Source organism: Marinobacterium arenosum, assembly GCF_019795155.1.
Classification (GTDB): domain Bacteria; phylum Pseudomonadota; class Gammaproteobacteria; order Pseudomonadales; family Balneatricaceae; genus Marinobacterium_C; species Marinobacterium_C arenosum.
The window spans coordinates 26,936-53,112 of the sequence record NZ_JAILYN010000004.1 but is presented as its reverse complement, the minus strand read 5'-3'; the positions used below and the strand labels follow the sequence as shown (position 1 = coordinate 53,112).

The following is a 26,177-nucleotide window of genomic DNA, read 5'->3' as shown; positions in this document are numbered from 1 at the left end:
TTAGTCTGCTTGGAAGAGGGGGAGCCATGAGCAACTTACGTTTGTTGATCACCATGCTGGCCGTACTGCCGATGCAGGGCTACGTGTCTGTGTCGTTTGCTCATGAAACGGAACGACTGGATTATCATGCCTGCCGCACGCTGGTGGAAAAAGGTGATATTTTGCCGATGGCGGAACTGCATCAGCGGGTTGACCGACTGACTGAAGGGCGGATGCTCGATACCACTCTGCTACGCCATGGTAGTGGCTATATCTACGAGATGGAGGTTGCCGGCCGGGACGGCGTGGTGCGGATTATCTATGTGGACGCCCGCACCGGGTCATTGCTGACGGAGTAAGCAAACGAATGCGAGTACTGCTGGTGGAAGACGATCCGGTGTTAGGGCCGGAGTTGCGTGCCGAGTTGGTACGCAGTGGCTACGCGGTCGATCTGGCCGATAATGGCGTCGATGGCGAAGCGATGGGCTATGAGGATATCTACGATCTGGTGATCCTGGATCTGGGATTGCCACAACGTTGCGGGCTGGATGTGCTGCGCAACTGGCGCACCCGGCGCAATAACATACCGGTGTTGATCCTGACCGCCCGCTCCGCCTGGCAGGAGCGGGTGGATGGCTTCGAGGCCGGTGCCGACGATTACCTGGGTAAACCCTTTCACTCCGAAGAACTGCTGGTGAGGATGACCGCGTTACTGCGCCGGGCAAACCAGCAGATCTCCAGTTCCCTGCAGGTCGACGGCCTATCGCTTGATGAGAAAACCCAATCCGTGCAACTGACGGGCGGCAGCGAGGTTTCACTAACCGGCACCGAATACCGGCTGTTGCGCTACATGATGCACAACCCCGGTCGGGTGCTGTCGAAATTGCAGCTGGTCGAGCATCTGTACGATGAGGGGGCCGACAACGACAGTAACGTGATCGAAGCTTATATCAAGATGCTGCGCAAGAAGATCGGCAAGGAGCGGATTCTCACCAAGCGCGGTCAGGGCTATATCTTTGTGGCGTCTCCTCGATGAAATCGATCCAGGCGCGACTCAATGTCGGCTTCATCGTGCTGACGATGCTGGTATTCCTGTTGTTATGGTTGGCCAACGGCTGGTTCTTGCGTCAGACCGCCTATGACTTCGTGGGCGACCGGTTGTCCAGTGACGCTTATGCATTGCTGCGGGCGGTACAGGTCGAGGAACCGGGCGTCTGGGAGGTGCTGCCGGAGATGGTCGATCCGGTCTATCAGCAACCGATGTCGGGCCACTATTTCCAGCTGGCGGTGGGTGACCAGTGGTTCTACTCCCGCTCGCTGTGGGATGACCGCATCTCGCTGGAAGGGGCCCGTACCGTCGGCCAGGACAACCTCTACCTGATCCGCAAGGGGCGCAGCTCCTGGCTGGTGCTGGAAGAGCAGTTCATGAAGCAGGGCCGGAACGTGCATCTGCTGGTGGCGCAGGACGTGCAGCGGATCGAAAGGGGATTGGTACGGCTCGGTTGGTTGGTAGCAACCGTCGGGCTGGTGTCGCTGGCGCTGTTGTTGCTGGTGCAGGTGATGGTGATCCGTAGCGGGCTGCGCTCACTGGTGCGGGTACGCGACGATATTGGCAAATTGAAAAAAGGCGAGATACGCCAGCTGCCGCACAGCGACACCCTGGAAGTGGAGCCGCTGGTGACCGAGATCAACTACCTGGTGCAGTCGATGGAGTTGCGCCTGCAACGCTCGCGCAACGCGCTGGGCAACTTGGCCCATGCCGCCAAGACTCCGCTAACCGTGCTGGACCGACAGATTGAAAAGCTGAAGGACAACGCGCCGGACTGCGCCGACGCGATGCGTGAACAGTCCTCCCGGCTGTGCGACCTGATTGGCCGTGAGCTGACCCGGGCCAGGATTGCCGGCTCGGCATTGCCGGGCCAGCGGATCTTCATCGCCGAGGAGCTGGAAAAGCTCGAGCGAACATTGAAGACCATCTATCGCGACAAGGCGCTGAATGTTCGGTGTCGGATCGACGAAGGCAGTTACTTTCCCGGCGAGCGCGACGATCTGGTCGAGCTGCTCGGCAACCTGTTGGACAACGCCTGTAAATGGGCCGAGGGTCGGGTGCGGGTGGCGGTCAGTATGGGGGAAGACCACCTGGATCTGAGAGTCGAGGATGACGGCCCCGGTATCGAGGAGGAACAGATGGCGCGGCTGATGAACCGTGGCGAGCGGCTGGACGAGTCGCGCCACGGCCACGGCCTGGGGATGAGCATCGTCTGCGATATCATCCGCCAGTACCGGGGGCGGTTGCAGCTCAGCCGTTCATCCCGACTAGGCGGTTTGCAGGTCGATGTCTGTCTGCCGCGCCGGCACGATGTCGAGATGCCGGATGGCTGATCGGATTGAGTGGTTCGGGCGACCGCAACAGTCTGTTGTTTCCTATCATGTAAAGAAACGGTCACTGTTGGTTTGGCGCACCCGGTGGCGCTGCTATAATGTGCGCCTTCGCTTACAGGGGTAGCTTGTGTGACTGTAAAATTCGTAGCCTCCTCCAAACTGCCGACCCCTTGGGGGGTATTCGAGATGGTCGGTTTCGATGACGAGACCACCGGCAAGGAGCATGTGGCACTGGTGTTCGGTGAGCCGGGCGGCGACCAGCCGGCCCTGGCGCGTGTTCATTCGGAATGCCTGACGGGCGATGCCCTGTTCAGCCTGCGTTGCGATTGCGGTTTCCAGCTGCAGGAAGCATTGAAGCGGATCGCCGAAGAGGGCAGCGGCGTGCTGCTCTACCTGCGTCAGGAAGGGCGCGGCATCGGCCTGCTCAACAAGATCCGCGCCTACCATCTGCAGGATGGCGGTGCCGATACCGTGGAAGCCAACGAGGCGTTGGGTTTCGAAGCGGATATGCGCGATTACAGCATGTGCCAGCCGATGCTCGACCATCTGGGCATCAAGCGGGTCCGGCTGATGACCAACAATCCGCGCAAGGTCAAGGCGCTGGAGAAGTTCGGTGTCAGCGTCGCCGAGCGGGTGCCGCTGCAGGTCGGCAAGAACCGCCACAACGAGAACTACCTCGCCACCAAGATGGGCAAGCTGGGTCATATGATGACCGAGCACCATTTCCGCGAAGAGAGCGAATAAAATCCGGGTTTGTCGGTAGCGCCTTGGGTGGTGTGCCGACTTACCGGAGATAAGTTTCTGATGTTGGTCGCGTGGCCGGCCGGAGCCCCTTCCTACAGGGGCTGAGCTCCGTAGCGGCCCGCTCCGAGGGCGACTGCCGCAGACTCTGAAAGGACCACCGTGGGTCGCGGATAAATCCTCTCCTCCAGGGGCTGAGCTCCGTAGCAGTCCGCTCCGCGGGCGACTGCCGCAGACTCTGAAAGGACCACCGCGGGTCGCGGATAATTCCCCTCCTACAGGGGCTGAGCCCCGTAGCGGCCCGCTCCGCGGGCGGCAAGCCGCGGGTTCTGACAGGACCACCGCGGGTCGCGGATAAATCCCCTCCTACAGGGGCTGAGCCCCGTAGCAGCCCGCTCCGCGGGCGACTGCCGCAGACTCTGAAAGGACCACCGCGGGTCGCGGATAATTCCCCTCCTACAGGGGCTGAGCCCCGTAGCGGCCCGCTCCGAGGGCGACTGCCGCAGACTCTGAAAGGACCACCGCGGGTCGCGGATAATTCCCCTCCTACAGGGGCTGAGCCCCGTAGCGGCCCGCTCCGAGGGCGACTGTCGCAGACTCTGACAGGACCACCGCGGGTCGCGGATAAATCCTCCCCTCCAGGGGCTGAACTCCGTAGCAGCCCGCTCCGCGGGCGACAAGCCGCGGGTTCTGACAGGACCACCGCGGGTCGCGGATAAATCCCCTCCTACAGGGACTGAGCTCCGTAGCAGTCCGCTACCAGGGCGACATCATGTCCTGTTTTATCTAGCCGCAACTTTCGGCTATCAACCTAGCTGCGCTTCTATCGCCGTCCGGATACCGTCCGCATCCAGCCCGCACTCGGCCAACTGCGCCTGCCGTGAGGCATGCTCGATCCAGCGGTCCGGCACGCCCAGCGTCAGCAGTTGGCAACTCACGTTGAGCGGTTGCAGGTACTCGCCAACCGCCGAGCCGGCGCCGCCCTGGATTGCATGATCTTCGACGCTAACCAGCAGCTCATGGCTGGCGGCCAGCCGGTCGATCTGTTCGCAATCCAGTGGCTTGACGAAGCGCATGTCGACCAGTGTGGCATTCAGCTGCTCGGCGGCCTGTGCGGCGGCCGGTAACAGTGGGCCGAAATTGAGGATCGCGACCCGCTCGCCCTGGCGGATTGGTCGGCTCTTGCCGATCTCCAGTTGTTCCAGCGAGTCGCTTGCATCGGGCCGGCTGCCACTGCCGCGTGGGTAACGCACCGCTGCTGGGCCCTGATGCAGGTAGCCGGTGTAGAGCATGTTGCGCTGCTCCTGCTCGTCGGCCGGGGTCATGATCAGCATCCCGGGCAGGCAGCGCAGGTAACTGATATCGAACAGCCCGGCGTGGGTGGCGCCGTCTTCCCCGACCAGGCCGGCCCGGTCGATGGCGAACAGCACGTCCAGATCCTGGATCGCCACGTCGTGAACCAGTTGGTCGTAGGCGCGCTGCAGGAAGGTGGAGTAGATCGCCACCACCGGTTTCATCCCTTCGCAGGCGAAGCCCGCTGCCAGGGTGACCGCATGCTGCTCGGCGATGGCGACATCGAAATAGCGTTCCGGAAACTGCTGCGAGAAGGCAACCAGGTCGGACCCTTCGCGCATCGCCGGGGTGATGCCGACCAGCCGTTCATCCTGCGCCGCCAGCTCAGTGATCCAGCGGCCGAAACTGTTGGCGAAGGTCGCCTTCTTCGGTTTCGGACGCTGGTCCAGCGGTTCGATCTTGCCGATCGCATGGTAGCCGACCGGGTCGGCCTCGGCCGGTTCGAAACCCTTGCCCTTGCGGGTCAGCAGGTGCAGGAACTGCGGCCGTTCACTCTGCAGCACCCGGTCCAGCAGCGGCAGCAGCTGTTCCAGGTCGTTACCGTCGACCGGGCCGTGGTGCTCGAAATCGAGGGTGCCGAACAGCGCGCCGGTCTGCTCGCCGGCGGTGCGGTTTTTCAGGTCGTTGCAGATGTAGTTGGCCAGGCCGCCCTCGTTGTGGGAGATCGACATGTCGTTGTCGTTCAAGATCACCAGCAGGTCGCCGCCGGTGTGGGTGGCGTGGTTCAGCGCTTCGAACGCCATACCGGCGGTCATGGCGCCATCGCCGATCACCGCTACGGTTTTCTGGCGGCGGCCCTGCAGCCGGGCCGCCAATGCCATGCCCAGCGCGGCGCTGATCGAGGTACTGGAGTGGCCGGTGCCAAAGGCGTCGTAGGGGCTTTCGCTCATGCGCGGGAACGGCGCCAGGCCGTCCGGCTGGCGCATGCTGAGCATCTGTTCGCGGCGGCCGGTGAGAATCTTGTGCGGATAGCTCTGGTGGCCGACATCCCAGATCAGCTTGTCGCTCGGGGTGTCCAGCAGGTAGTGCAGGGCGATGGTCAGCTCGACCACACCCAGGCCGGCGCCAAAGTGGCCGCCGGTCTGGCCGACGCTGTACAGCAGGTAGGCGCGCAGCTGCTCGGCCAGTTGCGGCAGCTGGTCGGCGTTCAGTCGGCGCAGGTCGGCCGGGTCGTTGATCTGGTCCAGCAGCGGCGTGGTTGGCCGCTGCGTCGGGATCTGCTGGAACATCAGTGGTTACGTTCGACGATGTAGTCGGCCAGTGCACGCAGTGCATCGGCCTGCGGGCCGAACTCGCGCAACGCGTCCAGCGCCGTCTGGTGCAGCTGGTGCAGTTTCTGGCGAGCGCCGTCGAGCCCCAGCAGGGCCGGGTAGGTGGGTTTGTTGGCAGCCTGGTCGGACCCCTGCGGCTTGCCGAGGGTCTCGGTATCGCCTTCGATATCCAGGATATCGTCCTTGACCTGGAACGCCAGGCCGATCGCCCGGCCATACCGGCGCAATGCCTCCAACTGGTTCGGCTCGACCTGCCCGCTGGACAGCGCGCCCAGTTCGATCGCCACCGACAGCAGGGCGCCGGTCTTATGGTGGTGCATCTGCTGCAACTGATCCAGCGTCAGCATCTGCCCCTCGTGCTGGATGTCGAACATCTGGCCGGCGATCATGCCGCGATCGCCGGCGGCAATCGCCAGCTGGCGGGTCATCTGCAGCTTCTGTTCCGCCGGCAGCGGGTAAGCGGCGTCGCTGATCAGCTCGAACGCCAGCGTCAGCAGCGCATCGCCGGCCAGGATCGCGGTGGCCTCGTCGAACTGGATGTGGCAGGTGGGCTGGCCACGACGCAGGGCGTCGTCATCCATCGCCGGCAGGTCGTCGTGCACCAGTGAGTAGCTGTGGATGCATTCCAGCGCGCAGGCAGCCGGGTCGGCGTCCGTCAGCTTGCCGCCCAGCAACTGGTTGACCAAGTAGACCAGGCAGGGGCGTACCCGCTTGCCGCCGTCCAGCAGTGCATAGCGCATCGCCTGCTGCAGACGTGGGGCAATACTGTCCCGCTCCAGTCGGGCGGCCAATTGCTGTTCGGTACGGGCCCGATACTGGCCCAGCTGCTGCATCAGCTCCACGGCTTAATCCTGTTCCGGTTCGAAGGGTACGCTCTGCAGCTCGCCCTGGCTGTTGCTGATCAGCTGCTGTACTTTCTGCTCGGCCTGATCGAGGATCGACTGGCATTCGCGGGTCAGCTTGACGCCCTCCTCGAACGCCTGCAGCGCCTCCTCCAGCGACAGTTCGCCCTGCTCCATCTGTTCGACCAGGGTTTCCAGTTGGCTGAGGGACTGCTCGAAGTCCGGTGTTTTCTTCTTACGGGGCATTCAGATTACCTGCTTCTCTAGAGGCGTAGAACTTACCGGAGCGACCGGGGAGGGTCAATCTCGCTGGAAAGGGTATACGACCTTGGTGGCTGCTTTGTTGTTCGAGCCGCCGCCGCCGCGGCAATCAGCCGGCTGTCGTCCGGCTCTGCCGAGGGCAGGAATGATGCGGTCGTCCGCTGAATCGACGCACAGTCTATGCCTGATAGTTAAGTACACATTTCACCGCTTAAACGTATGTTCGGTGGGTGAATGTCTGCTCATTTTTTAATACCATGTGCAGTCGCCTAGAACGCTTGTTGGCACGCCTCGGAAGTGTGCCGATTGATAGGAGAGCTGTGTGGATATTGCAACGCTTGTCGGTCTGATCGGTGCGATGGGTCTGATCATCGCCGCGATGGTAATGGGGGGAGACGCCGGCGTCTTCGTCAACCCGCCGTCGCTGCTGATCGTTGTGGGCGGTACCCTGCTGGTCGCGATGATGAAGTACACCCTGGCCCAGTTTTTGGGGGCGGGTAAGATCGCGGCCAAGGCATTCATATACAAGTCGGCTAATCCGGAAGACATCATCAGCGAAACCGTCGAGCTGGCCGATGCGGCCCGCAAGGGCGGTCTGCTATCGCTGGAGGACAAGCAGGTCAGCTCCGACTTCATGCAGCGGGGGATCCAGCTGCTGGTGGACGGACACGACCCGGAAGTGGTCAAGATGCTGTTGAAAAAAGAGGCCAAGTTGACCTCCGATCGTCATGAGCAGGGCGCCACCATCTTCGCCGCGATGGGCGATGTGGCGCCGGCGATGGGCATGATCGGTACCCTGATCGGCCTGGTGCAGATGCTGTCTAACATGAGCGACCCGAAGGCGATCGGGCCGGCGATGGCGGTGGCGCTGTTGACCACCCTGTATGGCGCGATGATCGCCACCTGTATCGTGCTGCCGATGTCGGACAAGCTCGGCCTGCGTCGGCAGGAGGAGGAGCTGAACCAGGCGATGATCATCGACGGCCTGCTGGCGATCCAGGCTGGCCAGAACCCGCGCGTTATCGAGCAGATGCTGAAGAACTACCTGCCCGAGAAGAAACGTGGCGAAAACGGCTGATAGTGGGCGGATGCGTCGATGAGTGACGATAGCGAACTCGAATGCCCTAAATGTCCGGCCGGCCTGCCGGCCTGGATGGCGACCTTTGCCGACCTGATGTCACTGCTGATGTGCTTCTTCGTCCTGTTGCTCTCCTTTTCTGAGATGGACGTACTGAAGTTCAAGCAGCTGGCCGGTTCGATGCGTGAAGCGTTCGGGGTGCAGAACCAGATCAAGGTGGAGGATATTCCGAAAGGGACCTCCATCATCGCCCAGGAGTTCAGTCCGGGGCGGCCGGAGCCGACGCCGCTGAACGAAGTGCGGCAGATGACCGTCAACAACAACCTCAATACGCTCGATATCCGCTCGATCGAGGGTGACGCCGAGATCAAGGACAAGATGGACGGCGAGTTCGAAGAGAACCTGCAGGAGATGCTGGAGAAGCAGCAGCAGGAGGCCGAGCAGCAAGCGGTCGAAGTGGTTGCCGCGTTGAGCAAGGAGATCGGTCAGGGCGCGGTGGAGGTGGAAACCGACGGCCGCAAGATCATCATCCGGGTCAAGGAGAAGGGCTCGTTCGACTCCGGCTCGGCTGAACTGAAGTTCGATTATATCCCGGTAATCGCCAAGATCCGCGACCTGATGCTCAACATCAGCGGCAAGGTCGCCATCGAGGGGCACACCGACAATATTCCTTATGCCGGTCGCCGTTTCACCTCCAACTGGGACCTGTCGGTAGCCCGCGCCCTGGCGGTGGCCAATGAACTGTTCGGTGATCCTCGGATCGACCAGAAGCGTTTCACCGTAGTCGGCTATGCCGATGCCAAGCCGCTGGTGCCGAACAATACCTTCGAAAACCGCGCGCGTAACCGCCGGGTGGAGATCGTGATCCAGAAGGGCGACGACAAGGAGATGCTCGACAAGATCAAGACCCAGCAGGAAGATAACGCCCAGGAGTTCCTGCAGCTGCGACCGGACGAGATTTTTTAAGCTTCAAGCTATGAGCTTCAGCGGTAAGCGCCGTAGATTGTGGCTCAGCGGTGCGAAACCCGACGGATGAATGAAGAGCATTGCTCGCGGCTGGAGCCCCTCCTGTTGGGGATGCCGTTCCTAATTAAAAAAACGCCCGCGCTGTCAGCGACAGCGCGGGCGTTTTTATTTTTGTCGGTCAATGCCGGGCAGCTTCCAAGCCTGTCGTAGCAGCTCGCTTGGTATGCCCCTTGGGTGCTGCGGGCGACCCTTGATCAGCTTGCAGCTTATCCCGTCAGTCAAAGATCCCGAAGGTGGCTTTACTGAACAGCGAGCGCTCCTGTTCAGGTTGCGCGGCCGGTTCTGTGCGGCTTTGCGGTTCCCGCTTGAAGATACCGTCGGAGGGCGCCGGTGCCTCGGGCTCGTCGTCGAGCAGGTTGAAGGTGGCGGCATCCCACAGGGTCTTGTTCTCTTCGCCGATCGGCTGGTACTGGTAGTCCGGGTAGTTGGCGCTCAGTACCGCGCGGGCCGACGCTGCCAGTTGTGGCATGTTCAGCGCTTCGTACGATTCGATCATCACCGCCAGGGCATCCGGAATCGCCGGGGTACGCGGCAGGTTTTCCACCACGTAGCGGCCACGGTTGGCGGCGGCGACAAAGGCGCCACGCTTGATGTAGTAGCGTGCCACGTGGATCTCATAAGCCGCCAGGCGGTTCTTCAGGTGTACCATGCGCTTCTGGGCGTCCGGCGCATAAGGGCTGTCCGGGTAGCGCTCCAGCAGGGTGGAGAAGCTCTCGAACGAGGTCAATGCGGCGCCCGGGTCCCGGCTGCTTTCGTCGATCGGCAGGTAGCGGGTGAAGAAGGAGCGGTCCTGCTCGAAGGCGGTCAGCCCCTTCAGATAGTAGGCGTAGTCGATATTGTGATGGTTAGGGTGCAGGCGGATGAAGCGGTCGGCCGCCGAGCGGGCGGCTTCCGGCTCGTGGTTCTGGTAATAGGCGTAGATCAGCTCCAGCTGCGCCTGTTCGGAATAACGGCCGAACGGGTAGCGTGCTTCCAGCAGCTGCAGGCGTTCCACCGCCAGCGGGTAGTTGCCCGTTTCCAGTGCTTCCAGTGCCTCTTCATACATCTGCTGTTCCGGCAGGTCCGGCTGGTCGTTGTCATCGCCGCCGAAGATGGAACAACCGGTGATCGCCAGGCAGAGTGCGGCGATACCGAATGCTTTGCTTAATCGCATCCCTTTGAATCCCGATGTAGTCTGCGGCCTGAACGGTTATACTGGGCAGGCCTTGAAAAATGTCGGCATATTTAACCATAACCCGTACCTAACACCAATTTACCCGCACTGGCGAAAACTCCTCAGATGTCTGAACAGGTTCAACTGCAAGCCCAGATCGGTGACGATCTGGTTGGTCTTCGACTCGATCAGGTCGTGGCCCAGCTCTTTCCCGATTACTCCCGCTCCCGGCTGACCGGCTGGATCAAGGACGGTTCGCTGACGGTCGATGGCGAAACCCGCCGTCCGCGCGACAAGATGCTTGGCGGCGAGACGGTACGTGTCGATGCCAAGCTGGAAAGCATCGATCATCATCAGGCACAGGAGATCCCGCTGGATATCGTCTACGAGGACGAAGATATCCTGGTGATCAACAAACCGGCCGGGCTGGTGGTGCATCCGGCTGCCGGTCACCACGACGGTACCTTGCTGAATGCATTGCTGCACCACTGTCCGGAGATCGGTCAGGTACCGCGCGCCGGTATCGTGCACCGGCTGGATATGGATACCACCGGGCTGATGGTGGTGGCCAAGACTATCCCGGCCCAGACCGAGCTGGTGTCCCAGCTGCAGGAGCGTAGCATGGGCCGTGAATACGAGGCGGTGGTGCAGGGCGTGATGACCGGCGGCGGCATGGTCGACGAGCCGATGGGACGCAGCAGCCGAAACCGCCAGAAGATGGCGGTGGTCGCGCTGGGCAAGGAAGCCGTGACCCACTACCGGGTGCTGAAGAAATTCCGTTCGCACACCCATATCCGGCTGAAGTTGGAGACCGGCCGTACCCATCAGATCCGTGTCCATATGTCGCATATCAACTATCCGCTGGTGGGCGATCCGTTGTATGGCGGTCGTTTTCGGTTGCCGAAAGGAGCCGGCGAGCAGCTTCAGCAGTTCCTGCGCCAGTTCAAGCGCCAGGCGCTGCATGCCAAGAAGCTGGAGCTCTGGCATCCGAGCAGTGGCGAGCTGATGAGCTGGGAGGTCGATCTGCCGGAGGATATGCAACAGCTGCTGGTTACCCTGCAGCGTGATGCGGCGAAACAGGACGACTACGGGCTATGAAACTGATTCAGGCTGACTGGCCGGCGCCGGCCCACATCAAGGCTGTGACCAGCACCCGTCAGGGCGGTGTCAGCCTGGCGCCGTACGACAGCCTGAATCTAGGCGACCACGTTGGCGACAACCCTGCCCACGTGGCTGATAACCGGCACCGGCTGGTCAGCACACTGGGGCTGACGCAGTCGCCACAGTGGCTGGAACAGGTGCACGGTATCGACCTGGTTGAAGCCCGGGCCGACGGCCAGTTGCGCAGCGCCGACGCCTGCTGGAGCGAGCGGGCCGGCCAGGCCTGCGTGGTGATGACCGCCGACTGCCTGCCGGTGTTCTTCACCGACAAGCAGGGTAGCAAGGTGGCGGTGGCCCACGCCGGTTGGCGTGGGCTGTGCGACGGGGTGCTGGAAAACACCCTGGCGGTGTTTGCCGAACCGGCCGAGGTGCTGGTCTGGCTCGGGCCGGCGATCGGTCCGGATGCCTTCGAAGTGGGTGACGAGGTGCGACAGAAGTTCTGCGACCGGCAGGCCTCGGCGGACGCCGCGTTCAGGCCTGTGGTTGACGAGTCTGGTCAGCCCGACAAGTGGCTGGCCGACCTCTACCTGTTGGCCCGGCTGCGCTTGCAGCGGGCCGGAGTGCGCTCGATCCACGGTGGCGGTTTCTGCACCTACCATGACAGCGCCCGCTTCTTTTCCTACCGGCGCGACGGTCAGACCGGCCGTATGGCCAGCCTGATCTGGATCGAGTCTTAAGCCTGACGCTTGTTCTCTAAGCCCTCTCTAAGGCCGGCGCCGGAACAGCGGCCGCCTCCATTGGCCCTTTCCTGTCAAAGATTGAAGTGGCCCAGGCGCTGCTCCAGATGGCCGCAGACCTGCTGCAGCTGCTGGCTGGTTTCCAGGCTGGTGCCGCTCTGACTGCGGGTGTCATCCGACAGTTTCTGGATGCTGTGCAGGCTCTGGCTGATGGTTTCCGCCACCCCGGCCTGCTGCTCGGCGGCGCTGGCAATATTGGTACTCATATCGGTAATCGCCATCATATATTCGGTGATGTCGTTGAACAGTGACTTGGTCGATTCCGCCTGGTCAACGCTGAGCTGCGAGGCCTGATGACCATCGCCGATCACCGTCACCGCCTGGTGGATGTTCTCCTGCAGGCGCAGCACGATGGTTTCGATCTCGCGGGTGGCCTGCTGGGTACGACCGGCCAGCTGGCGAACCTCATCGGCCACCACGGCGAAGCCGCGGCCGGATTCACCGGCGCGAGCTGCCTCGATGGCGGCGTTCAGTGCCAGCAGATTGGTCTGGGCAGCGACCTCGTTGATGGTGCCCATGAAGTTGCAGATGTTTTCGCACTCGGATTCCACCTCACTGATCAGCTTGCAGGCGCCGTCCATCTGCTCGGCCAGGGCCTGGATGCTGCCGCTGATCGATTCCACCGTCGAGCGTCCGGTATTGGCCTTTTCCATCCCCTGCCGGGTGGTCAGTGCGGCGTTGCGGGCGCTGTCGGCGACATCGTTGGTGGTGGAGGTCATCTCCTCCATCGCCGAGACCACCTGGTCGGTTTCCAGTGACTGCTGCTGTACGGCCGACTCGGTGCCGTGGCTGGCCTGCTGAACCTGGGCTGCGGAGCCGTTCAGCGTCCGGGCGGTCTGTTGCAACTGGCCGACCAGTTCGCTGAGGTTATCGCGCATCTGGATCACGCCCAACTGGATCAGGCTGATCTCGTTCTTGCAGCCAGCTTGGATGTCGACCGTTTGCAGAACGGTATTGAGTCGGCCCTCGCCGATCTCCTGCAGGTTGCGGGTCAACCGGTTCAGTGGTGACAGCATACGGAACATCAGCAATGCGCTGCCGCCGATGGTGATCAGTAGGCTGACGATGTTCAGCACAACCATCGAGTTGCGCAAGGTGGTGCTGGTCTGGGCGAACTCCCGGGTAAAGGTGCCGAGCGCCAGTACCCAGTTCCAGCCATCGATATGTCGGTAGCTGAGCGTCTTATCGGTTGGTTTCTGATCGCTGTCGGGCCAGACATAGTTCAGTACACCGTCGCCACCGTTCAGCACCGTCCGGAACGGCTGCTGGCCGTCCGCCGTCCTTACGCTCTCCAGCTGCTTGCCTTCCAGTGTCGGGTGCATCAGTACTTTGCCGGCCTGCTTGTGGCCCTGGCCCGCGATGACCATCGCGTAGCCGGTCTGGCCGACTTTGATGTCACCCAGGGTCTGGCGCAGCTCGGCCAGGCCCGGCGTCAGATCGAAACCGATATAGAGGATGGCGATGGTTTCACCGTTTTTACGTACCGGCCGGTAGATGGTCATATAGTCGCGGCCGAACAGGTGGGCGACGCCGCTGTAGGTTTCTCCGCGCAGTAACATTTGGTAGCCCGGATGGCCTTTGCCGAGCAGGGTGCCGAAGGCGCGCTGACCGTCCGCTTTCTTCAACGAGGTGCTGATGCGCAGGAAGTCGTCGCCGTGGCGGGCGAACACCGTGGCGTTACCGCCGGTCATCCGGGTGAACTGGTCCGGTTTGCTGAAATTGCCGTTGATCACGCCGTTTTCATCCAGCAACGCGGTGGTGCGGTAATTGGCCACCTGCACCTCTTTATGCTGGTCGAACTCGACGCCGCCGGGGAACATGTCGAAGAAGATATCGGATAGCCGCTGGGCATTGTTCAGGCTGTCCTGATAGTAAAAGGTCAGCAGCTCGGCGATCACCTGGGTCTGATGGTTGAGGGTTTGTTCGGCTTCCTGCTGCAGGTCGGCTTCGGTTTTGGTGGTCAGCAGGTAGGTGGTTGTCGTGCCGGTAATCAGCAGTAGCAGCGAAATCACCAGGGTCAATTGCAGTGCCAGGGATTTTTGTTTGAATTTTTGCAGCATAGGATCGTCCGTGATTTTCCGTTCACCGTTTTGACGCCGGCCAGATACCGCAAAATTCTTGGCTGTACGACAATGTAAACCGCACTCTAACTGATATGCCAGTGGAAAATATTGACGGAAGTCCGGTGTTTGAATGTCGGGCCGGGTTTTGTGTGGTGCGGCTGGCAAGGTGTGACCGCAGAGCTGCAACCGACAAGCAGCCTCCGGCCGAGACAGGGAAATGGACTGGATGTGAAGTCTACAGATAATCCAGCGGTAGCTCGGTGGTGCTTTTCATCTGCTCCATCACGAAGCTGGCGCTGACGTCGTACAGGTCGGCCTTGATCAGTTTCTTGTAGAGCCGGTCGTAGCCGGCCATATCGGTCACCACCGCCTTGATCAGGTAGTCCAGGTCGCCGCTCATCCGACAGACCTCCAGCACCTCGGGGATAGCGTCCAGCAGCTGCTGAAACTGCTGTGCCCAGTCGTCGTTATGGCGGTTGGTACGCACCGCGATATAGACGGTCAGTGGCAGGTTGACCTTAGCGGGCTCGAGCAGCGCCACCCGGCGGTTGATCACCCCCCGCTTGTCGAGTGCCTGGATGCGGCGCCAGCAGGCGGTCTTGGAGATCGCCACCCGTTCGGCAATCTCGCCGACAGAGAGGGTGGCGTCGCGCTGCAGCAGCGCCAGGATCGCCTTGTCGATACGGTCTATTTTCATAGGTGTTTCTGGTTTTGTTTTAAATATGGATGTTTATTTTAACTTTATACTGAGATTGTGAATATTGATCCGTTTAAGTCGTTTTTGATAGTCCAAATGAAAACAATGTTTCCCATTCGGCCGCCTATACTGCAGCCATCGTTGAATGAGGAAGCAGTCCATGTCGTTGTCCCTGGAAACCATCCGTCAGGCGGTGATCGGCGAGCAGGTGCCGCTGCCGACGCCGTTCGGTATCAAGCCGCTGATCTACGCCGATTACACCGCCTCCGGGCGCGGCTTGCGGCTAATCGAAGAATTCATTAGCCGGCGGGTGCTGCCGTACTATGCCAACACCCATACCGAAACCTCCTTCACCGGCCGTCAGACCACCGCGTTGCGCGAGCAGGCCCGTGAGCAGATCCGACAGGCGCTGAACGGCACCCCAGAGCATAAGGTGATCTTCACCGGCAGTGGCGCCACCGCCGCGATCCATAAGCTGATCGAGCTGCTCAACCTGCGGCTGCCGGCCGAGCTGGAGCGGCGTTACGCTTTCGACCGGCAGATTCCGGAGGCGGAGCGACCGGTGGTGTTTATCGGCCCCTACGAGCACCACTCCAACGAACTGCCCTGGCGTGAGAGCATCGCCACTCTGGTCTGTATCCCACTGGACGGGCAGGGCCAGCTGGACCTGTCCGCGCTTGAGGCGGCGCTGCAGCGCTATCGCGACCGGCCACTGAAGTTGGGCAGTTTCTCGGCGGCCTCCAACGTTACCGGCATCAAGACCGATGTGGCGGCGGTTACCGCCCTGCTGCACCGGCATAATGCACTGGCGTTCTGGGATTACGCCGCTGCCGGCCCCTATCTGAAGATCGACCTGCAGGCTGATGGGCCGGACGGCCTGTTCCTGTCGCCGCACAAGTTTATCGGCGGCCCCGGCACCCCTGGCGTGCTGGTGGTACGCGAGCCCGTGTTGAGCAACCGGGTGCCGGCGGTGCCCGGCGGCGGCACGGTGCTCTATGTAACGCCGGACGATCACCGCTTTATCGAGGATGTCGAGCGGCGTGAGGAGGGCGGCACGCCGGGCATTATCGAGTCGATCCGCGCCGGATTGGTGTTCCAGTTGCAGCAGCAGGTCGGTACCGAGCGGATCGAGGCGCGTGAACATCAGTTGATACAGCAGGCGTTGGCGCGCTGGTCGGCCCATCCGCAGATCGAGATCCTCGGCAGCACCGAGGCCGATCGGCTGTCGATCTGCTCGCTGCAGATTCGTCATCGGGACAAAGTGCTGCATTACGGCTTCGTGGTGGCGTTGCTGAACGACCTGTTCGGTATCCAGGCCCGTGGCGGCTGCTCCTGCGCCGGCCCTTACGGCCATCAGCTGCTGGGGATGGACATGGCCTACAGCCGGACGCTGGAAGCGCGCTTGCTGGACGGCGAGATGGTGCTGCGACCGGGCTGGGTGCGGCTCAACTTCAATTACTTTGTCGACGACGCCACTTTCGAGTACCTGCTACGGGCGCTGGAGCTGGTGGCCGAGCATGGCTGGCGGTTGCTGCCGTATTACCGATTTGACCCGGTGCACGGGGTCTGGCGTTTTCAGAATCAGCGGCCGGAACTGCCGGTCGATCTGGCCGATGCGCTGCAGACGCCGTTTGCAGAGCCTATGGCGGCGCTGCACGTGGATTTCGATCAACTGCTGGCCGAGGCGGCAGCGCAGATGTTGCAGCCGCGGTCGCAGGCGCAACGCTATGAGCTGACGTTGACTGAGCAGGGCGACAAGCTGCGCTGGTTCGTGCTGCCGCAGGAGGTTTCTCTATAAGCCGATACCAGCGGGAGAAACCCCTGTCGCCCGCGGCACTCACAGGGCATAAAAAGTAGCGGGAAGTATCTACATCAGGCGAACAAGCGCCACGTGGGCACAAAAAACGTGCCCACCCTACAACGCTGCTACGAAGCTGAATCCCGGTAGCAGCGGGCTCTGACCACGACAGAATTGACGCAGTACGCAGCTGTCGCCCGCGGAGCGGGCTGCTGCGAAGCTGAATCCCCTGCTGCAGTGGGCTCCACCGCGACAAAATCGACGCAGTCCGCAGCTGTCGCCCTCGGAGCGGGCGGCTACGAAGCTGAATCCCCTGCTGCAGTGGGCTCCACCGCGACAAAATCGACGCAGTCCGCAGCTGTCGCCCTCGGAGCGGGCTGCTGCGAAGCTGAATCCCCTGCTGCAGTGGGCTCCACCGCGACAAAATCGACGCAGTCCGCAGCTGTCGCCCTCGGAGCGGGCTGCTGCGAAGCTGAATCCCCTGCTGCAGTGGGCTCCACCGCAACAAAATCGACGCAGTCCGCAGCTGTCGCCCGCGGAGCGGGCTGCTACGAAGCTGAATCCCGGTAGCAGTGGGCTCCACCGCAACAAAATCGACGCAGTCCGCAGCTGTCGCCCGCGGAGCGGGCTGCTGCGAAGCTGAATCCCGGTAGCAGCGGGCTCTGACCGCGACAGAATCGACGCAGTACGCAAATGCCGCCCGCGGAGCGGGCTGCTACGAAGCTGAATCCCGGTAGCAGCGGGCTCTGACCGCGACAGAATCGACGCAGTCCGCAGCTGTCGCCCGCGGAGCGGGCTGCTACGAAGCTGAATCCTGGTAGCAGCGGGCTCTGACCGCGACAGAATCGACGCAGTACGCAAATGCCGCCCGCGGAGCGGGCTGCTGCGAAGCTGAATCCCCTGCTGCAGTGGGCTCCACCGCGACAAAATCGACGCAGTCCGCAACTGTCGCCCTCGGAGCGGGTTGCTACAAAGCTCAGCCCTTGCAGGCGGGGCTTCAGCCGCGACCGGGATTATCAGGCATCGTATCGATTTCCGGCTAACCCACCGGCGTCTGGGTGCCCGGATCAGCGTTGTAGGGCGTCACCCGGAGCGCCGCCGCAGGCGGATATTTCAGGCCTCCACACATGGGGAGGCGAGCCGGCGGCAGCGGGCCGCTTTAGAGAAGAGGCTACGGCCGGGCAGGTTTAGCCGCGACCTATGTTGCTCAGTCGTAGCCAATGCCTCTCCGCATTGAAGATTACCGAACTGCCTTACCGGCGCACGATAAAGTCCCGCTCGATCAGCTCGGCGTCGCCGTCAACCACCTTGGCGTAGGTGGTCTTGGCACTCACCCGTACCACCTTGATCTTGGCGATCTTCTCCTCCAGCTGGCCGAGCGATTCCTTGGTGTAGGGGTCGAACATCTCTTCGCCCAGCAGAAATACGTCCAGCAGTTCACCGGGTTTCAGTGTCTTGCCGCCCTGGTTCAGCACGATGGTCTTGCCCTTCACCGCCACCACCCGCATCGGGTAGATATTGGCCAGCGCGTTCTGGGCCAGCTCGTTGGCCAGGTAGTGGGTCATGCCCACCTGGCTGGAGCCGTACTTGCCGAGCATCCGACGGATATCGCCGTCGTCGAACTTGACCCGGATGCTGTCGGACCATTTCACCTGTCGGGTGGCCGCCAGGATGATCTTGTAGTCCAGCTGCGCCGAACCGCTGTAGCTGCTCAGCGTCTCGCCAGTCAGCTCCAGCGTCTTGTTGTGACGGCGGCTGTGGATATTACGCAGGTTGCCGACCACCAGGTAATCGACGCCGAGCACGTTGCCCAGCTTGGCGTGCTCTTCGAGCGCGGCGTCATCGCTGGCCCAGATCGCCTTCTCGGCACTGAATTCCGCGTCAAACTCACGGTCCAGCACCGCCACCCGGCGCGACTGGGTGAACTGGTCGATCAGCTTGTTGCGCAGCTCCTCCTCCACCTTCCAGGCGGCCACCCGGTCGCCCAGCAGCGAGAAACTTTGCTTGTCCACATGAAACGGCAGTACCGCCAGCTTGCGACGGCTGTCGGCCGGCAGGCCGGGCTTTTCGTAGTTCAGCACGTAGACCGTCATCTGCGCCTGGTAGCTGCCGTCATCCTGCTGCTGCAGCGACTCGACCTGGTAACGCGATACCAGGCCGCGGGTCTTTAGCGACACCGTGCCGGACTGGTTGATGCTGTGGCTGGTGCTGTACTGCTCGCCGTCACTGTTGCTGGTGGACTGGCGCGAAGAGATCGAGTCGAGCAGCTCGTTGCCGTCCACCGACACCCCCTTGATCTGCCGAATCGCCTGCACCAAACCATCGGCCAGCGCCCGTTTCTGGTCGGCGCCGTAGCCGGAGACCTGAACCGACTGTTCGGCGGCGTTTGCCAGGGTGCCGAACCAGCCGGCCAGCACGAGGCCCAACAGGGCTATCCACTTGTTCATGGCTGTCTCCTCAGAAATCGTCCGCCCGCATCCGGTCCGGGCTGCTGCTGGTGCCGGCGGTGCCGGTTACCTTGCTGGTCTGCTCGGACGCTTTGTCGCGCTGGCGCTGCGGGTTCTTCAGATCGCGCGCCAGTTGCTCTGTGCGCGGGTGCCAGGCGTAGACCACGCCGTTGATCTCATGGCCGTACAGCGGGTGCTTGGCGGTCCACTGGAACAGTTTCTTGATGCCCGGCTGGTTGCTCATCGAGCCGCGGGCCTGGATCTGCCGGTCGATGGTTTGCACGAACTCCAATGAGCGCTGTTCGATCTCGTTGACGCCGTCCTGCTCCTTGTGGGCGATACCGGTGGTGCTGCGGGCCGCCTTGCTGCTGTCGTCGCTGCGGTAGCTGCCGGTGGCGTTGAACAGGTAGGCGAAGTTGCCATAGGCCTGGCTGTCCGCCGCGGCATAGGACAGTTCACGCTTGTCGGCGCGCTGCTGGTAGTCGTTGCCGCGATAGGGATTGCTGGCCTGGCCGAAGGAGACCAGCACCGGGTAGCCCTGCTCGTCGTACAGCCGGCGGATGCCGAACTCGTCCAATAGTGCCCGCTTGTCGCCCTGCAGTTGCTCGAGCAGCGTCGGGCCGCCGGCCCGCGCCGGATTCGGCGCGATATCGCCCTTGCTGTCCAGTACATCCTCGACGAACTGGCGGAACCGGTCGGAGGCGACGATCGCCACCGCCACCGCGTGGTTGCCGTTGGCGTCGTGCGCTTCGAAGGTCTTTACCGGGATCACCCCGGACAGGCTCTGGCGGGCGCGGGTGATCACCCGCTCCTCGACCGCGCGCTGATAGATCAGCGCCCGTTTTGCAGGCGGCGCGGCATTGAACTGGCTCGGGTCGATGCCCAGCTCCTCCAGTTGCCGGTCCAGCTTGCCGCCGGCCACCGCCATCGCCTTGTTCAGCAGTTCCATCCATTTGCTGCTGTTGTTCAGCTCCTCGGCGGTGAACTGCGGCATCTGGGTCTTGTCGTCGAACAGCTTGCTGGCCGATTCGGCGGTGACGCTGACGCCCAGTGACTTGACGTAGTCGGCCTGCGCCTTCAGCAGCGCTTCCTTATAGGCCATCACCCGGAAGTTGCCCCAGTCGCGGCTCTCCGGCTTGCCCATCACCAGCGCGCTGCCGGTGCCGTAGTACAGCTCGCCGCGCTCGGCGCGGGCCCGGAAGGTGCTGCCCAGGCCGCTGGTGTTGAACTGCTCGAGCAGTTCCTCGATTTTCAGGCCGGGATCGTCGAAATCGGGCGTGGCCGCTTCGGCGATTTCGGCCTGCACCTGGGCATCGGCGGCAGCATGTTCAGGGCTGGCCTGCACGGCGGTCGGTTGCTCGGCCGCTGTCGCGGCCATCGCTGCGCCGGACAGTGTGCTGAGGCTCGCCACCAGCAGTGGCGTGGTAAAAATCTTCTTCATCGTGGACATCCTTGTCGTTTACCAGGACACGGTGTTGGCACCGGTCAGTTTGCGGATCGGGGTTTCGCCCTCCCAGACCGCCAGGCCGTCGCTCAGGTCGGTCAGGGTCAGCTGGAAGTAGTATTCGACCAGTTCCCGGTCGGACTCCAGCCGGTTGTTGCGCTGGATGATCTTGCCGGACAGGCTCAGGTTCGGCGCGGTGAAGCGCTGGCGCACCACCGTTTTCTGGTTGACCTTGCTGGACTGCGACAGCTGGGCGTACTTGGTGTTCATCTGGTCTTCGGCGCCGTTCAGGCCGATGGCGGTGGTGGTTTTCACCTTGCCGCTCTGCAGCAGTTCGACGCGGATCTTCTTGACCAGCTGGTCGGTATCCAATCGCTGCATGGTGTCGTTGAGGATCGACGAGATCACCAGGATGTTCTTCTTGCCGTCGCTGCGGTCGACCGCGCCGGAACGCAGCATCGACTGTACCGCTTCGCCGGCGGCCTGCTCGAAGTCGGTGTTGGTCAGCCCGGCGGTGGTGATCTCATCGGCCTGCACCTGGTTCAGCATCTGGGTCTTGGGGGCGCAGCCGACGCTCAGCGCCATCATCAGGGCCAGCCCCAGCGCCTTGCCGGACTTGTTCAAATAACCAACTGCCTGTTTGTTCATTGTTCGGTTCCTTCTGAAGGTGTGGTAGCGGGGCCGCGGCTATCGAACAGATAGACGCGATAATCGGATGCATCGGGGTTGGCGGCGATCATCTCGACCGCGAACGGCTCGCGCGGTCGCAGGCTGGTACGTTGCCAGCGGGCACTGCCGCCCGGCAGCTCGAAGCCGCTGCTGTCCAGCCAGACGAAGCGGTAGCGCAGCTGTTCCATATGCTGGCTGCGGTTGTAGCCGTTGATGCCGACCCGCAGCAGGTTGCCTGAGGCGACGCCTTCACGCACGCCGTCGATCTGCAGGTAGCGTTGTGCCGCCGGGCCGATCTCCAGCTTGGCCGGTTGCAGCGGTTGTACGTTCTGCTGCTGACAGCCGGCCAGCAGTGCGGTGGCGCCCAGCAACAGGCCGGGCAGCAGGGAAGGGTGCATGAATTACCTCCTTGTATGGGAATCAGGCGTCGAAGCCGACCACCTGGAATACCGGCTTGCTCTGCGGCGAGCTGGCCTTGACGAAAACGATCGAGAAGCGGTCGTCCGGCAGCTCGATCTCCATCGCCTCGGCCAAGCCTGGTGCTTTCAGCTGCAGCTTGTTGTCATTCGGCTTGCGTACCCGGGCCACCTGGACCTCCTTGGGCAGTGCGCTCCAGCTGCGGGTGTCGGCGTGGGTGGTGGCGGCCTGATAGACGATACCGGCCAGGCTGCCCAGCACGCCGGCTTCCTCCTGTATCTTGTACTGGATGAATGCCTTGGTCAGGGTGCTGGCCACCGCCTCGGTGACCTTGTAGGGGAACTCTTTCTTGAACTCGGTCTGGATCACCCGGTCGATGCTGGCCAGCTGTTCGGTGCGGGCCAACTTTTTCTTGCCATTGAAGATATCCAGGTGGGGGTAGGCCTGTTCGCGCGCTTCCAGTTTCGGCAGCGCGATCTGGGTGTAGTCGATCTTGTTACTGACCAGGAACAGCGGCAGCGGAATCAGGGTCTCCTTGAGCTGCGGCGCCTGGCCGTTTTCGAACACCACCCAGACCGCCGGACTGAGCCGTTTCTTGGCCCATTTACCCTGGCGCAGGTTGTCGGCGACCTTCAGGTCGACCGCCACCGCCTTGTTATCGGGCACCATGCCGGCCACCCGGCGCAGCGACTGGCGCGACTTGCCGTAATCGCTCTTGTCCTGGCTGGCCAGGAAGAAATAGAGCCCGTGCAGGTAGTCGGTGTAGGGATTGACGAAATCCGGGTAGACCGCCCATTCTGCCAGCTCCGGATACTTGTCGTAGATCGCCTGTTCGGAGGCGGAGTAGCTTCTGTCGTAGCTGAAGCCTTTGTTCTGCGGAGTTTTGGCGGCCGCCTGCTCGGCTTTCTGCTGACGTTCCTTCTCCTGCTCGTCCAGCTTCGCCTGCTGCTCCTTGATCTTTTCCTTGAAGTGCTCCTCGGCGCGGCGCTGGCGGTCGGCGGCCCGGTTCAACTCGATGCGGGCGTTCTGCCAATCGCCCAGCAGGATATTGTTCAGCGCCTTGTAGGTGTTGGTCATCACCCCGTCGTAGACGGTTGGGGTGTAACCGTTGAAACTGCCGTTCAGCAGAACCGAGGTGACCTTCTCGAAGCCGCGCTTGGCGATGTTCTCGTTGTCGTCGGCCTTCATCAGCGTCTCGGCGCCATCCAGCACCTTGTTGCTGAAATCGTAGCGGCCGCTGGCGGTCAGCGCGGCGCCGGCCTGCAGCGACCAGAGCAGATCGTCCGACTCGCCTTCAGCGCTGATCTCACCGGCCTGCAACGCGGCATCGGCCGCCAGCGGATAGTCGCCACTGGCGAACTGCTGGTCGAAAGACTGGGTATGTTTTTTTGTTTCGAGTGTCTGGCAGCCGGCCATAAGCACGGCCAATGACAGGACCAGAACGGACCTGCCCACGAATCCCTGGCTTCTCATTACATCTCCTTAGATATCCCTGAAGCCTGTTTTGTCCCTGTGACGGATCCTACCGTCGAGTTCAAGCCTGAGCATTCTGCCCCATCCGATCGCCGGATTACAGCACCACTTTTGTCTTTATTGATCTGGGGTGGGGAGGAAGAGAAGGGGTAAAGGCCTGTCGCCCGCGGAGTGGGCTGTTACGAGGCTGTTGCTTGTTGTAGGAGCGTGCTTCAGCCGCGACCGGGTTATTCAGTGGAACTCCACCGCCGCAGGCCACTTACTATCGCCCAGCAGAGCTAGCTGCTACGGCGACTCCCACATGCTGGTTCCCTCGCAAACTCTAAAAAACATAAAAAAACCGCCCCGGCATACTGCCGGGGCGGTTTTCATCAATTGCGATATCAAAAAGAAAATTACTGGGCCAGCGCCGCTTTCTGGATCTCGAACAACTCGGCGATCCCTTTCTGCGCCAATTCCAGCATCGCGTTCAGCTCGGCCTGGCTGTACGGCGCCGCTTCGGCGGTGCCCTGCACCTCGATAAAGCCGCCGGCGTCGGTCATGATCACGTTCATATCGGTTTCCGCCTTGGAATCTTCGGCGTAATCCAGGTCCAGCACCGGCTGGCCCTCGTAGATACCCACCGATACCGCGCCGATCATCTGCTTGATCGGGTTGCCCTTCACCGCGCCGTTTTTGTCCTTACGCAGCGTATTGACCGCATCCATCAGCGCCACGCAGGCGCCGGTGATCGACGCACAGCGGGTGCCGCCGTCGGCCTGGATCACGTCACAGTCGATGGTGATGGTGTTCTCGCCCAGTTTTTCCAGGTCCAGCGCGGCGCGCAGGCTGCGGCCGATCAGCCGCTGAATCTCGATGGTGCGGCCGGTCTGCTTGCCGCGGGCCGCTTCACGGTCGGCGCGGCTGCCGGTGGCGCGCGGCAGCATACCGTATTCGGCGGTGACCCAGCCGGTACCGCTGCCCCGCAGGAAACGCGGTACGCCCCGGTCGACGGACGCGGTGCAGATCACCTTGGTATCGCCGAACTCCACCAGCACGGAACCTTCCGCATGCTTGGTGAAGTTGCGGGTGATCTTGACCTCGCGCATCTGGTCCGGCTGACGGCCGCTCGGGCGATGCTTGTTAAGGCCCAGATTCTGCAACTGTTCGGAGAGGGAGGAACTCATGGTGCTGTTTTTACCCCGTTTACTGACGTAGGCCGCATAGAGCAGCCGCCGTGGACTTGTTAGAATGCCTGACACTGAGGGTAGCCGAATCCGCGCGAAACGCCGTGAAATAACGCCGTTAATATCCGCCGTATCAGCTACCGGGAGAGGCGGGGCCGCGCAACCTGCGGCCGAGGAATGCGCCTCGCAAGCCAGCCATTTTAATCGAGAGCGTTACATATGACACGCAGTATGACCGCCTTTACCCGGCAGGAAGCACAGTACGATTGGGGTAACCTGGCCTGGGAGGTTCGTTCGGTAAACCACCGCTACCTGGAGCCCCACCTGCGGCTGCCGGATAACCTGCGTGAGCTGGAGATCCCGCTGCGCGAACGGCTGCGCAAGAAACTGAGCCGCGGCAAGGTGGAATGCACCCTGCGCTTCCTGCCGGAAGCCCGCGCCCAGAGCCTGACCGTCAACGAAGCCTTCGCCGGCGACCTGATCAACGCCGCCCAGCAGGTACAAGGCCTGCTGCCGGACAGCCAGCCGCTGAACCCGCTGGACGTGCTGCGCTGGCCCGGCGTGCTGCAGGATGCGGAACTGGATATGGACCAGATCAAGGCGCAGGCGCTGGAACTGTTCGACAATGCGCTGGACGACCTGCTGATCGGCCGCGAGCGCGAAGGCAAGGAACTGGCCAACCTGATCAACCAACGGCTGGACCGGATCAGCGAGATCGTCGTCGAGGTACGCGGCAAGCTGCCGACCATTCTGCAGAACCAGCGCGATAACTTGCGCACCCGGCTGGACGAACTGACCGCCGAACTGGACGAAGGCCGGCTGGAGCAGGAGATGGTGATCCTGGCCCAGAAAGCCGACGTCGATGAAGAGATGGACCGGCTCGACACCCACGTGCAGGAGGTGCGCCGGGTGCTGAAACAGAAAGAACCGATCGGCCGCCGGCTCGACTTCCTGATGCAGGAACTGAACCGTGAAGCCAACACCCTGTCATCTAAATCGATCGTTGCCGACACCACCCAGAGCGCGGTGGACCTGAAGGTGCTGATCGAGCAGATGCGTGAACAGATTCAGAATATTGAGTAACTCATGAGCGATAAAGGAACCCTGTACGTAATCTCCGCCCCCTCCGGCGCGGGCAAGACCAGTCTGGTGAAGGCGCTGCTGGCGCAGGATCCGCAGGTGGTGGTGTCCGTTTCACACACTACCCGTGAGATGCGGCCGGGTGAGGTGGATGGCAAGGACTACAACTTCGTCGAGATGGCGACCTTCGATGCGATGATCAATCGCGGCCAGTTCCTGGAGTTCGCCGAGGTGTTCACCAACAAGTACGGCACTTCCCAGGTGTGGGTCGAGGAGCAGCTGAACAACGGCCTGGACGTGATCCTGGAGATCGACTGGCAGGGCGCCCAGCAGGTGCGCCGGTTGATGCCGCAGTGTGTGTCGGTGTTTATCCTGCCGCCGTCCCGCGAGGAGCTGCACGCCCGGCTGACCGGTCGCGGCACCGACGAGAAGGATGTGATCGACTACCGCATGGGCCAGGCGGTGGAGGAGATGAGCCACTACGGCGAGTACGACTACCTGGTGATCAACGACCAGTTTGAGACCGCGCTGGACGAGCTGCAGGCGGTATTCCGCGCCCGTCGGCTGTTGCTGGAGCGTCAACAGCAGCGTCACGGTGACCTGCTGCAGGCGCTGTTGGCTGGTTAATTCTTGTCACTTTCAGGACACTCAGATAAACTGCGCGGTCTTCTCTGAAGACCGCTATCTATCGTCCTAATGTCAAACCGAGGTCAAAATGGCACGAGTAACCGTTGAAGATTGCCTGGGCAAAGTCGACAACCGCTTCGAACTGGTCATGGTCGCTGCAAAACGCGCTCGCCAGCTGGCAACCGGTGGTAAAGATCCGAAAGTCGAGTGGGAAAACGACAAGCCGACCGTGGTTGCCCTGCGTGAAATCGCGGAAGACCTGATCGACAAGTCCGTTCTGGATGAACGCGACGAGGATTAATCTTTCCCAAC

The 26,177-nt window shown here is 62.1% G+C and carries 24 protein-coding genes; 12 read left to right on the top strand and 12 right to left on the bottom strand.

Features of this window, described 5'->3' with window-relative positions:
- The first annotated feature begins 26 nt into the window (after positions 1–26).
- From K6T12_RS02920 to ribA, 4 genes are all read left to right on the top strand, one after another.
- On the top strand, positions 27–338 hold the full coding sequence (locus K6T12_RS02920; RefSeq protein ID WP_222219310.1) for a PepSY domain-containing protein: 312 nt from the start codon (positions 27–29) through the stop codon (positions 336–338).
- Positions 339–346: 8 nt separating this feature from the next.
- Positions 347–1,015 (top strand): response regulator transcription factor, encoded by a 669-nt coding sequence (locus K6T12_RS02915; protein ID WP_222219308.1) that lies wholly within the window; start codon positions 347–349, stop codon positions 1,013–1,015.
- Positions 1,012–2,361, top strand: a complete 1,350-nt coding sequence (locus K6T12_RS02910; RefSeq protein WP_222219306.1) for an ATP-binding protein — start codon at positions 1,012–1,014, stop codon at positions 2,359–2,361. The genes K6T12_RS02915 and K6T12_RS02910 overlap by 4 nt, the downstream gene beginning before the upstream one ends.
- Positions 2,362–2,490: 129 nt before the next feature.
- Positions 2,491–3,105 carry a GTP cyclohydrolase II gene (gene ribA, locus K6T12_RS02905; protein WP_222219304.1) on the top strand — a complete coding sequence of 205 codons (615 nt, stop codon included), beginning with the start codon at positions 2,491–2,493 and terminating at the stop codon, positions 3,103–3,105.
- Positions 3,106–3,908: 803 nt separating this feature from the next.
- Here the strand turns inward: ribA and dxs are convergent.
- The 3 genes from dxs to K6T12_RS02890 are packed head-to-tail and all read right to left on the bottom strand — an operon-like array spanning position 3,909 to position 6,814.
- The gene (gene dxs / locus K6T12_RS02900) at positions 3,909–5,684 is read right to left on the bottom strand and encodes a 1-deoxy-D-xylulose-5-phosphate synthase (RefSeq protein ID WP_222219302.1); all 1,776 of its coding nucleotides are present in this window, start codon (positions 5,682–5,684) and stop codon (positions 3,909–3,911) included.
- A complete protein-coding gene (locus K6T12_RS02895; protein WP_222219481.1) occupies positions 5,684–6,559 on the bottom strand; it encodes a polyprenyl synthetase family protein in 876 nt (291 codons plus the stop codon). Before K6T12_RS02895 ends, dxs begins: the two co-directional genes overlap by 1 nt.
- Before the next feature lie 12 nt (positions 6,560–6,571).
- Positions 6,572–6,814, bottom strand: a complete 243-nt coding sequence (locus K6T12_RS02890) for an exodeoxyribonuclease VII small subunit (protein ID WP_222219301.1) — start codon at positions 6,812–6,814, stop codon at positions 6,572–6,574.
- 337 nt (positions 6,815–7,151) lie between these two features.
- Here K6T12_RS02890 and pomA point away from each other — a divergent pair, with 337 nt between their 5' ends.
- Complete coding sequence (pomA, locus tag K6T12_RS02885) at positions 7,152–7,907, top strand: flagellar motor protein PomA (RefSeq protein ID WP_222219299.1); 756 nt, start codon at positions 7,152–7,154, stop codon at positions 7,905–7,907.
- Between the two features lie 18 nt (positions 7,908–7,925).
- Positions 7,926–8,873: a flagellar motor protein MotB gene (locus K6T12_RS02880; RefSeq protein ID WP_222219297.1), complete on the top strand. Its 948-nt coding sequence runs from the start codon at positions 7,926–7,928 to the stop codon at positions 8,871–8,873.
- Positions 8,874–9,147: 274 nt separating this feature from the next.
- Here the strand turns inward: K6T12_RS02880 and K6T12_RS02875 are convergent, their stop codons facing one another.
- Complete coding sequence (locus K6T12_RS02875) at positions 9,148–10,086, bottom strand: outer membrane protein assembly factor BamD (RefSeq protein ID WP_222219294.1); 939 nt, start codon at positions 10,084–10,086, stop codon at positions 9,148–9,150.
- Between the two features lie 126 nt (positions 10,087–10,212).
- Here K6T12_RS02875 and rluD point away from each other — a divergent pair, with 126 nt between their 5' ends.
- Both rluD and pgeF read left to right on the top strand, forming a co-directional pair.
- Positions 10,213–11,184 (top strand): 23S rRNA pseudouridine(1911/1915/1917) synthase RluD, encoded by a 972-nt coding sequence (rluD, locus tag K6T12_RS02870; RefSeq protein WP_222219292.1) that lies wholly within the window; start codon positions 10,213–10,215, stop codon positions 11,182–11,184.
- Complete coding sequence (gene pgeF, locus K6T12_RS02865; protein WP_222219290.1) at positions 11,181–11,924, top strand: peptidoglycan editing factor PgeF; 744 nt, start codon at positions 11,181–11,183, stop codon at positions 11,922–11,924. The genes rluD and pgeF overlap by 4 nt, the downstream gene beginning before the upstream one ends.
- Positions 11,925–11,998: 74 nt before the next feature.
- Here pgeF and K6T12_RS02860 read toward each other — a convergent pair whose 3' ends face one another.
- Entirely contained in the window at positions 11,999–14,044 is a 2,046-nt protein-coding gene (locus K6T12_RS02860) for a methyl-accepting chemotaxis protein (RefSeq protein WP_222219288.1), read from the bottom strand.
- Between the two features lie 238 nt (positions 14,045–14,282).
- The gene (locus K6T12_RS02855) at positions 14,283–14,744 is read right to left on the bottom strand and encodes an Lrp/AsnC family transcriptional regulator (RefSeq protein ID WP_255611502.1); all 462 of its coding nucleotides are present in this window, start codon (positions 14,742–14,744) and stop codon (positions 14,283–14,285) included.
- A gap of 160 nt (positions 14,745–14,904) precedes the next feature.
- Between K6T12_RS02855 and K6T12_RS02850 the strand changes: the two genes are divergently transcribed.
- Positions 14,905–16,542 (top strand): aminotransferase class V-fold PLP-dependent enzyme, encoded by a 1,638-nt coding sequence (locus K6T12_RS02850; RefSeq protein ID WP_222219286.1) that lies wholly within the window; start codon positions 14,905–14,907, stop codon positions 16,540–16,542.
- Between the two features lie 1,253 nt (positions 16,543–17,795).
- Here K6T12_RS02850 and K6T12_RS02845 read toward each other — a convergent pair.
- From K6T12_RS02845 to rph, 6 genes are all read right to left on the bottom strand, one after another.
- On the bottom strand, positions 17,796–18,989 hold the full coding sequence (locus K6T12_RS02845) for a hypothetical protein (RefSeq protein ID WP_222219284.1): 1,194 nt from the start codon (positions 18,987–18,989) through the stop codon (positions 17,796–17,798).
- A 10-nt stretch (positions 18,990–18,999) separates the two neighbouring features.
- Positions 19,000–20,430 (bottom strand): DUF6844 domain-containing protein, encoded by a 1,431-nt coding sequence (locus tag K6T12_RS02840; RefSeq protein ID WP_222219282.1) that lies wholly within the window; start codon positions 20,428–20,430, stop codon positions 19,000–19,002.
- A gap of 18 nt (positions 20,431–20,448) precedes the next feature.
- Complete coding sequence (gene lpoB, locus K6T12_RS02835) at positions 20,449–21,081, bottom strand: penicillin-binding protein activator LpoB (protein WP_222219280.1); 633 nt, start codon at positions 21,079–21,081, stop codon at positions 20,449–20,451.
- Positions 21,078–21,500: a YcfL family protein gene (locus K6T12_RS02830; protein ID WP_222219278.1), complete on the bottom strand. Its 423-nt coding sequence runs from the start codon at positions 21,498–21,500 to the stop codon at positions 21,078–21,080. Before K6T12_RS02830 ends, lpoB begins: the two co-directional genes overlap by 4 nt.
- 22 nt (positions 21,501–21,522) lie before the next feature.
- On the bottom strand, positions 21,523–22,992 hold the full coding sequence (locus K6T12_RS02825) for a COG3014 family protein (RefSeq protein WP_222219276.1): 1,470 nt from the start codon (positions 22,990–22,992) through the stop codon (positions 21,523–21,525).
- A 395-nt stretch (positions 22,993–23,387) separates the two neighbouring features.
- The gene (gene rph / locus K6T12_RS02820) at positions 23,388–24,158 is read right to left on the bottom strand and encodes a ribonuclease PH (protein WP_222219275.1); all 771 of its coding nucleotides are present in this window, start codon (positions 24,156–24,158) and stop codon (positions 23,388–23,390) included.
- A gap of 219 nt (positions 24,159–24,377) precedes the next feature.
- Here rph and K6T12_RS02815 point away from each other — a divergent pair, with 219 nt between their 5' ends.
- The 3 genes from K6T12_RS02815 (at position 24,378) to rpoZ (ending at position 26,166) form a co-directional block, all read left to right on the top strand.
- Positions 24,378–25,241: a YicC/YloC family endoribonuclease gene (locus K6T12_RS02815; protein ID WP_222219273.1), complete on the top strand. Its 864-nt coding sequence runs from the start codon at positions 24,378–24,380 to the stop codon at positions 25,239–25,241.
- 3 nt (positions 25,242–25,244) lie between these two features.
- Positions 25,245–25,865, top strand: a complete 621-nt coding sequence (gmk, locus tag K6T12_RS02810) for a guanylate kinase (protein ID WP_222219271.1) — start codon at positions 25,245–25,247, stop codon at positions 25,863–25,865.
- Positions 25,866–25,953: 88 nt separating this feature from the next.
- The gene (rpoZ, locus tag K6T12_RS02805) at positions 25,954–26,166 is read left to right on the top strand and encodes a DNA-directed RNA polymerase subunit omega (RefSeq protein WP_222219269.1); all 213 of its coding nucleotides are present in this window, start codon (positions 25,954–25,956) and stop codon (positions 26,164–26,166) included.
- Positions 26,167–26,177: the final 11 nt, after the last annotated feature.

Bases quoted from the DNA above. Each gene is read 5' to 3' on its own strand.
- K6T12_RS02890 (WP_222219301.1), bottom strand. From the start codon at position 6,814: ATGCCCCGTAAGAAGAAAACACCGGACTTCGAGCAGTCCCTCAGCCAA.
- rluD (WP_222219292.1), top strand. From the start codon at position 10,213: ATGTCTGAACAGGTTCAACTGCAAGCCCAGATCGGTGACGATCTGGTT.
- rpoZ (WP_222219269.1), top strand. From the start codon at position 25,954: ATGGCACGAGTAACCGTTGAAGATTGCCTGGGCAAAGTCGACAACCGC.
- pgeF (WP_222219290.1), top strand. From the start codon at position 11,181: ATGAAACTGATTCAGGCTGACTGGCCGGCGCCGGCCCACATCAAGGCT.
- K6T12_RS02920 (WP_222219310.1), top strand. From the start codon at position 27: ATGAGCAACTTACGTTTGTTGATCACCATGCTGGCCGTACTGCCGATG.
- K6T12_RS02825 (WP_222219276.1), bottom strand. From the start codon at position 22,992: ATGAGAAGCCAGGGATTCGTGGGCAGGTCCGTTCTGGTCCTGTCATTG.
- K6T12_RS02860 (WP_222219288.1), bottom strand. From the start codon at position 14,044: ATGCTGCAAAAATTCAAACAAAAATCCCTGGCACTGCAATTGACCCTG.
- K6T12_RS02850 (WP_222219286.1), top strand. From the start codon at position 14,905: ATGTCGTTGTCCCTGGAAACCATCCGTCAGGCGGTGATCGGCGAGCAG.
- K6T12_RS02815 (WP_222219273.1), top strand. From the start codon at position 24,378: ATGACACGCAGTATGACCGCCTTTACCCGGCAGGAAGCACAGTACGAT.
- K6T12_RS02875 (WP_222219294.1), bottom strand. From the start codon at position 10,086: ATGCGATTAAGCAAAGCATTCGGTATCGCCGCACTCTGCCTGGCGATC.
- K6T12_RS02840 (WP_222219282.1), bottom strand. From the start codon at position 20,430: ATGAAGAAGATTTTTACCACGCCACTGCTGGTGGCGAGCCTCAGCACA.
- K6T12_RS02895 (WP_222219481.1), bottom strand. From the start codon at position 6,559: ATGCAGCAGCTGGGCCAGTATCGGGCCCGTACCGAACAGCAATTGGCC.
- K6T12_RS02915 (WP_222219308.1), top strand. From the start codon at position 347: ATGCGAGTACTGCTGGTGGAAGACGATCCGGTGTTAGGGCCGGAGTTG.
- K6T12_RS02880 (WP_222219297.1), top strand. From the start codon at position 7,926: ATGAGTGACGATAGCGAACTCGAATGCCCTAAATGTCCGGCCGGCCTG.
- lpoB (WP_222219280.1), bottom strand. From the start codon at position 21,081: ATGAACAAACAGGCAGTTGGTTATTTGAACAAGTCCGGCAAGGCGCTG.
- K6T12_RS02845 (WP_222219284.1), bottom strand. From the start codon at position 18,989: ATGAACAAGTGGATAGCCCTGTTGGGCCTCGTGCTGGCCGGCTGGTTC.
- K6T12_RS02830 (WP_222219278.1), bottom strand. From the start codon at position 21,500: ATGCACCCTTCCCTGCTGCCCGGCCTGTTGCTGGGCGCCACCGCACTG.
- K6T12_RS02855 (WP_255611502.1), bottom strand. From the start codon at position 14,744: ATGAAAATAGACCGTATCGACAAGGCGATCCTGGCGCTGCTGCAGCGC.
- gmk (WP_222219271.1), top strand. From the start codon at position 25,245: ATGAGCGATAAAGGAACCCTGTACGTAATCTCCGCCCCCTCCGGCGCG.
- K6T12_RS02910 (WP_222219306.1), top strand. From the start codon at position 1,012: ATGAAATCGATCCAGGCGCGACTCAATGTCGGCTTCATCGTGCTGACG.
- rph (WP_222219275.1), bottom strand. From the start codon at position 24,158: ATGAGTTCCTCCCTCTCCGAACAGTTGCAGAATCTGGGCCTTAACAAG.
- dxs (WP_222219302.1), bottom strand. From the start codon at position 5,684: ATGTTCCAGCAGATCCCGACGCAGCGGCCAACCACGCCGCTGCTGGAC.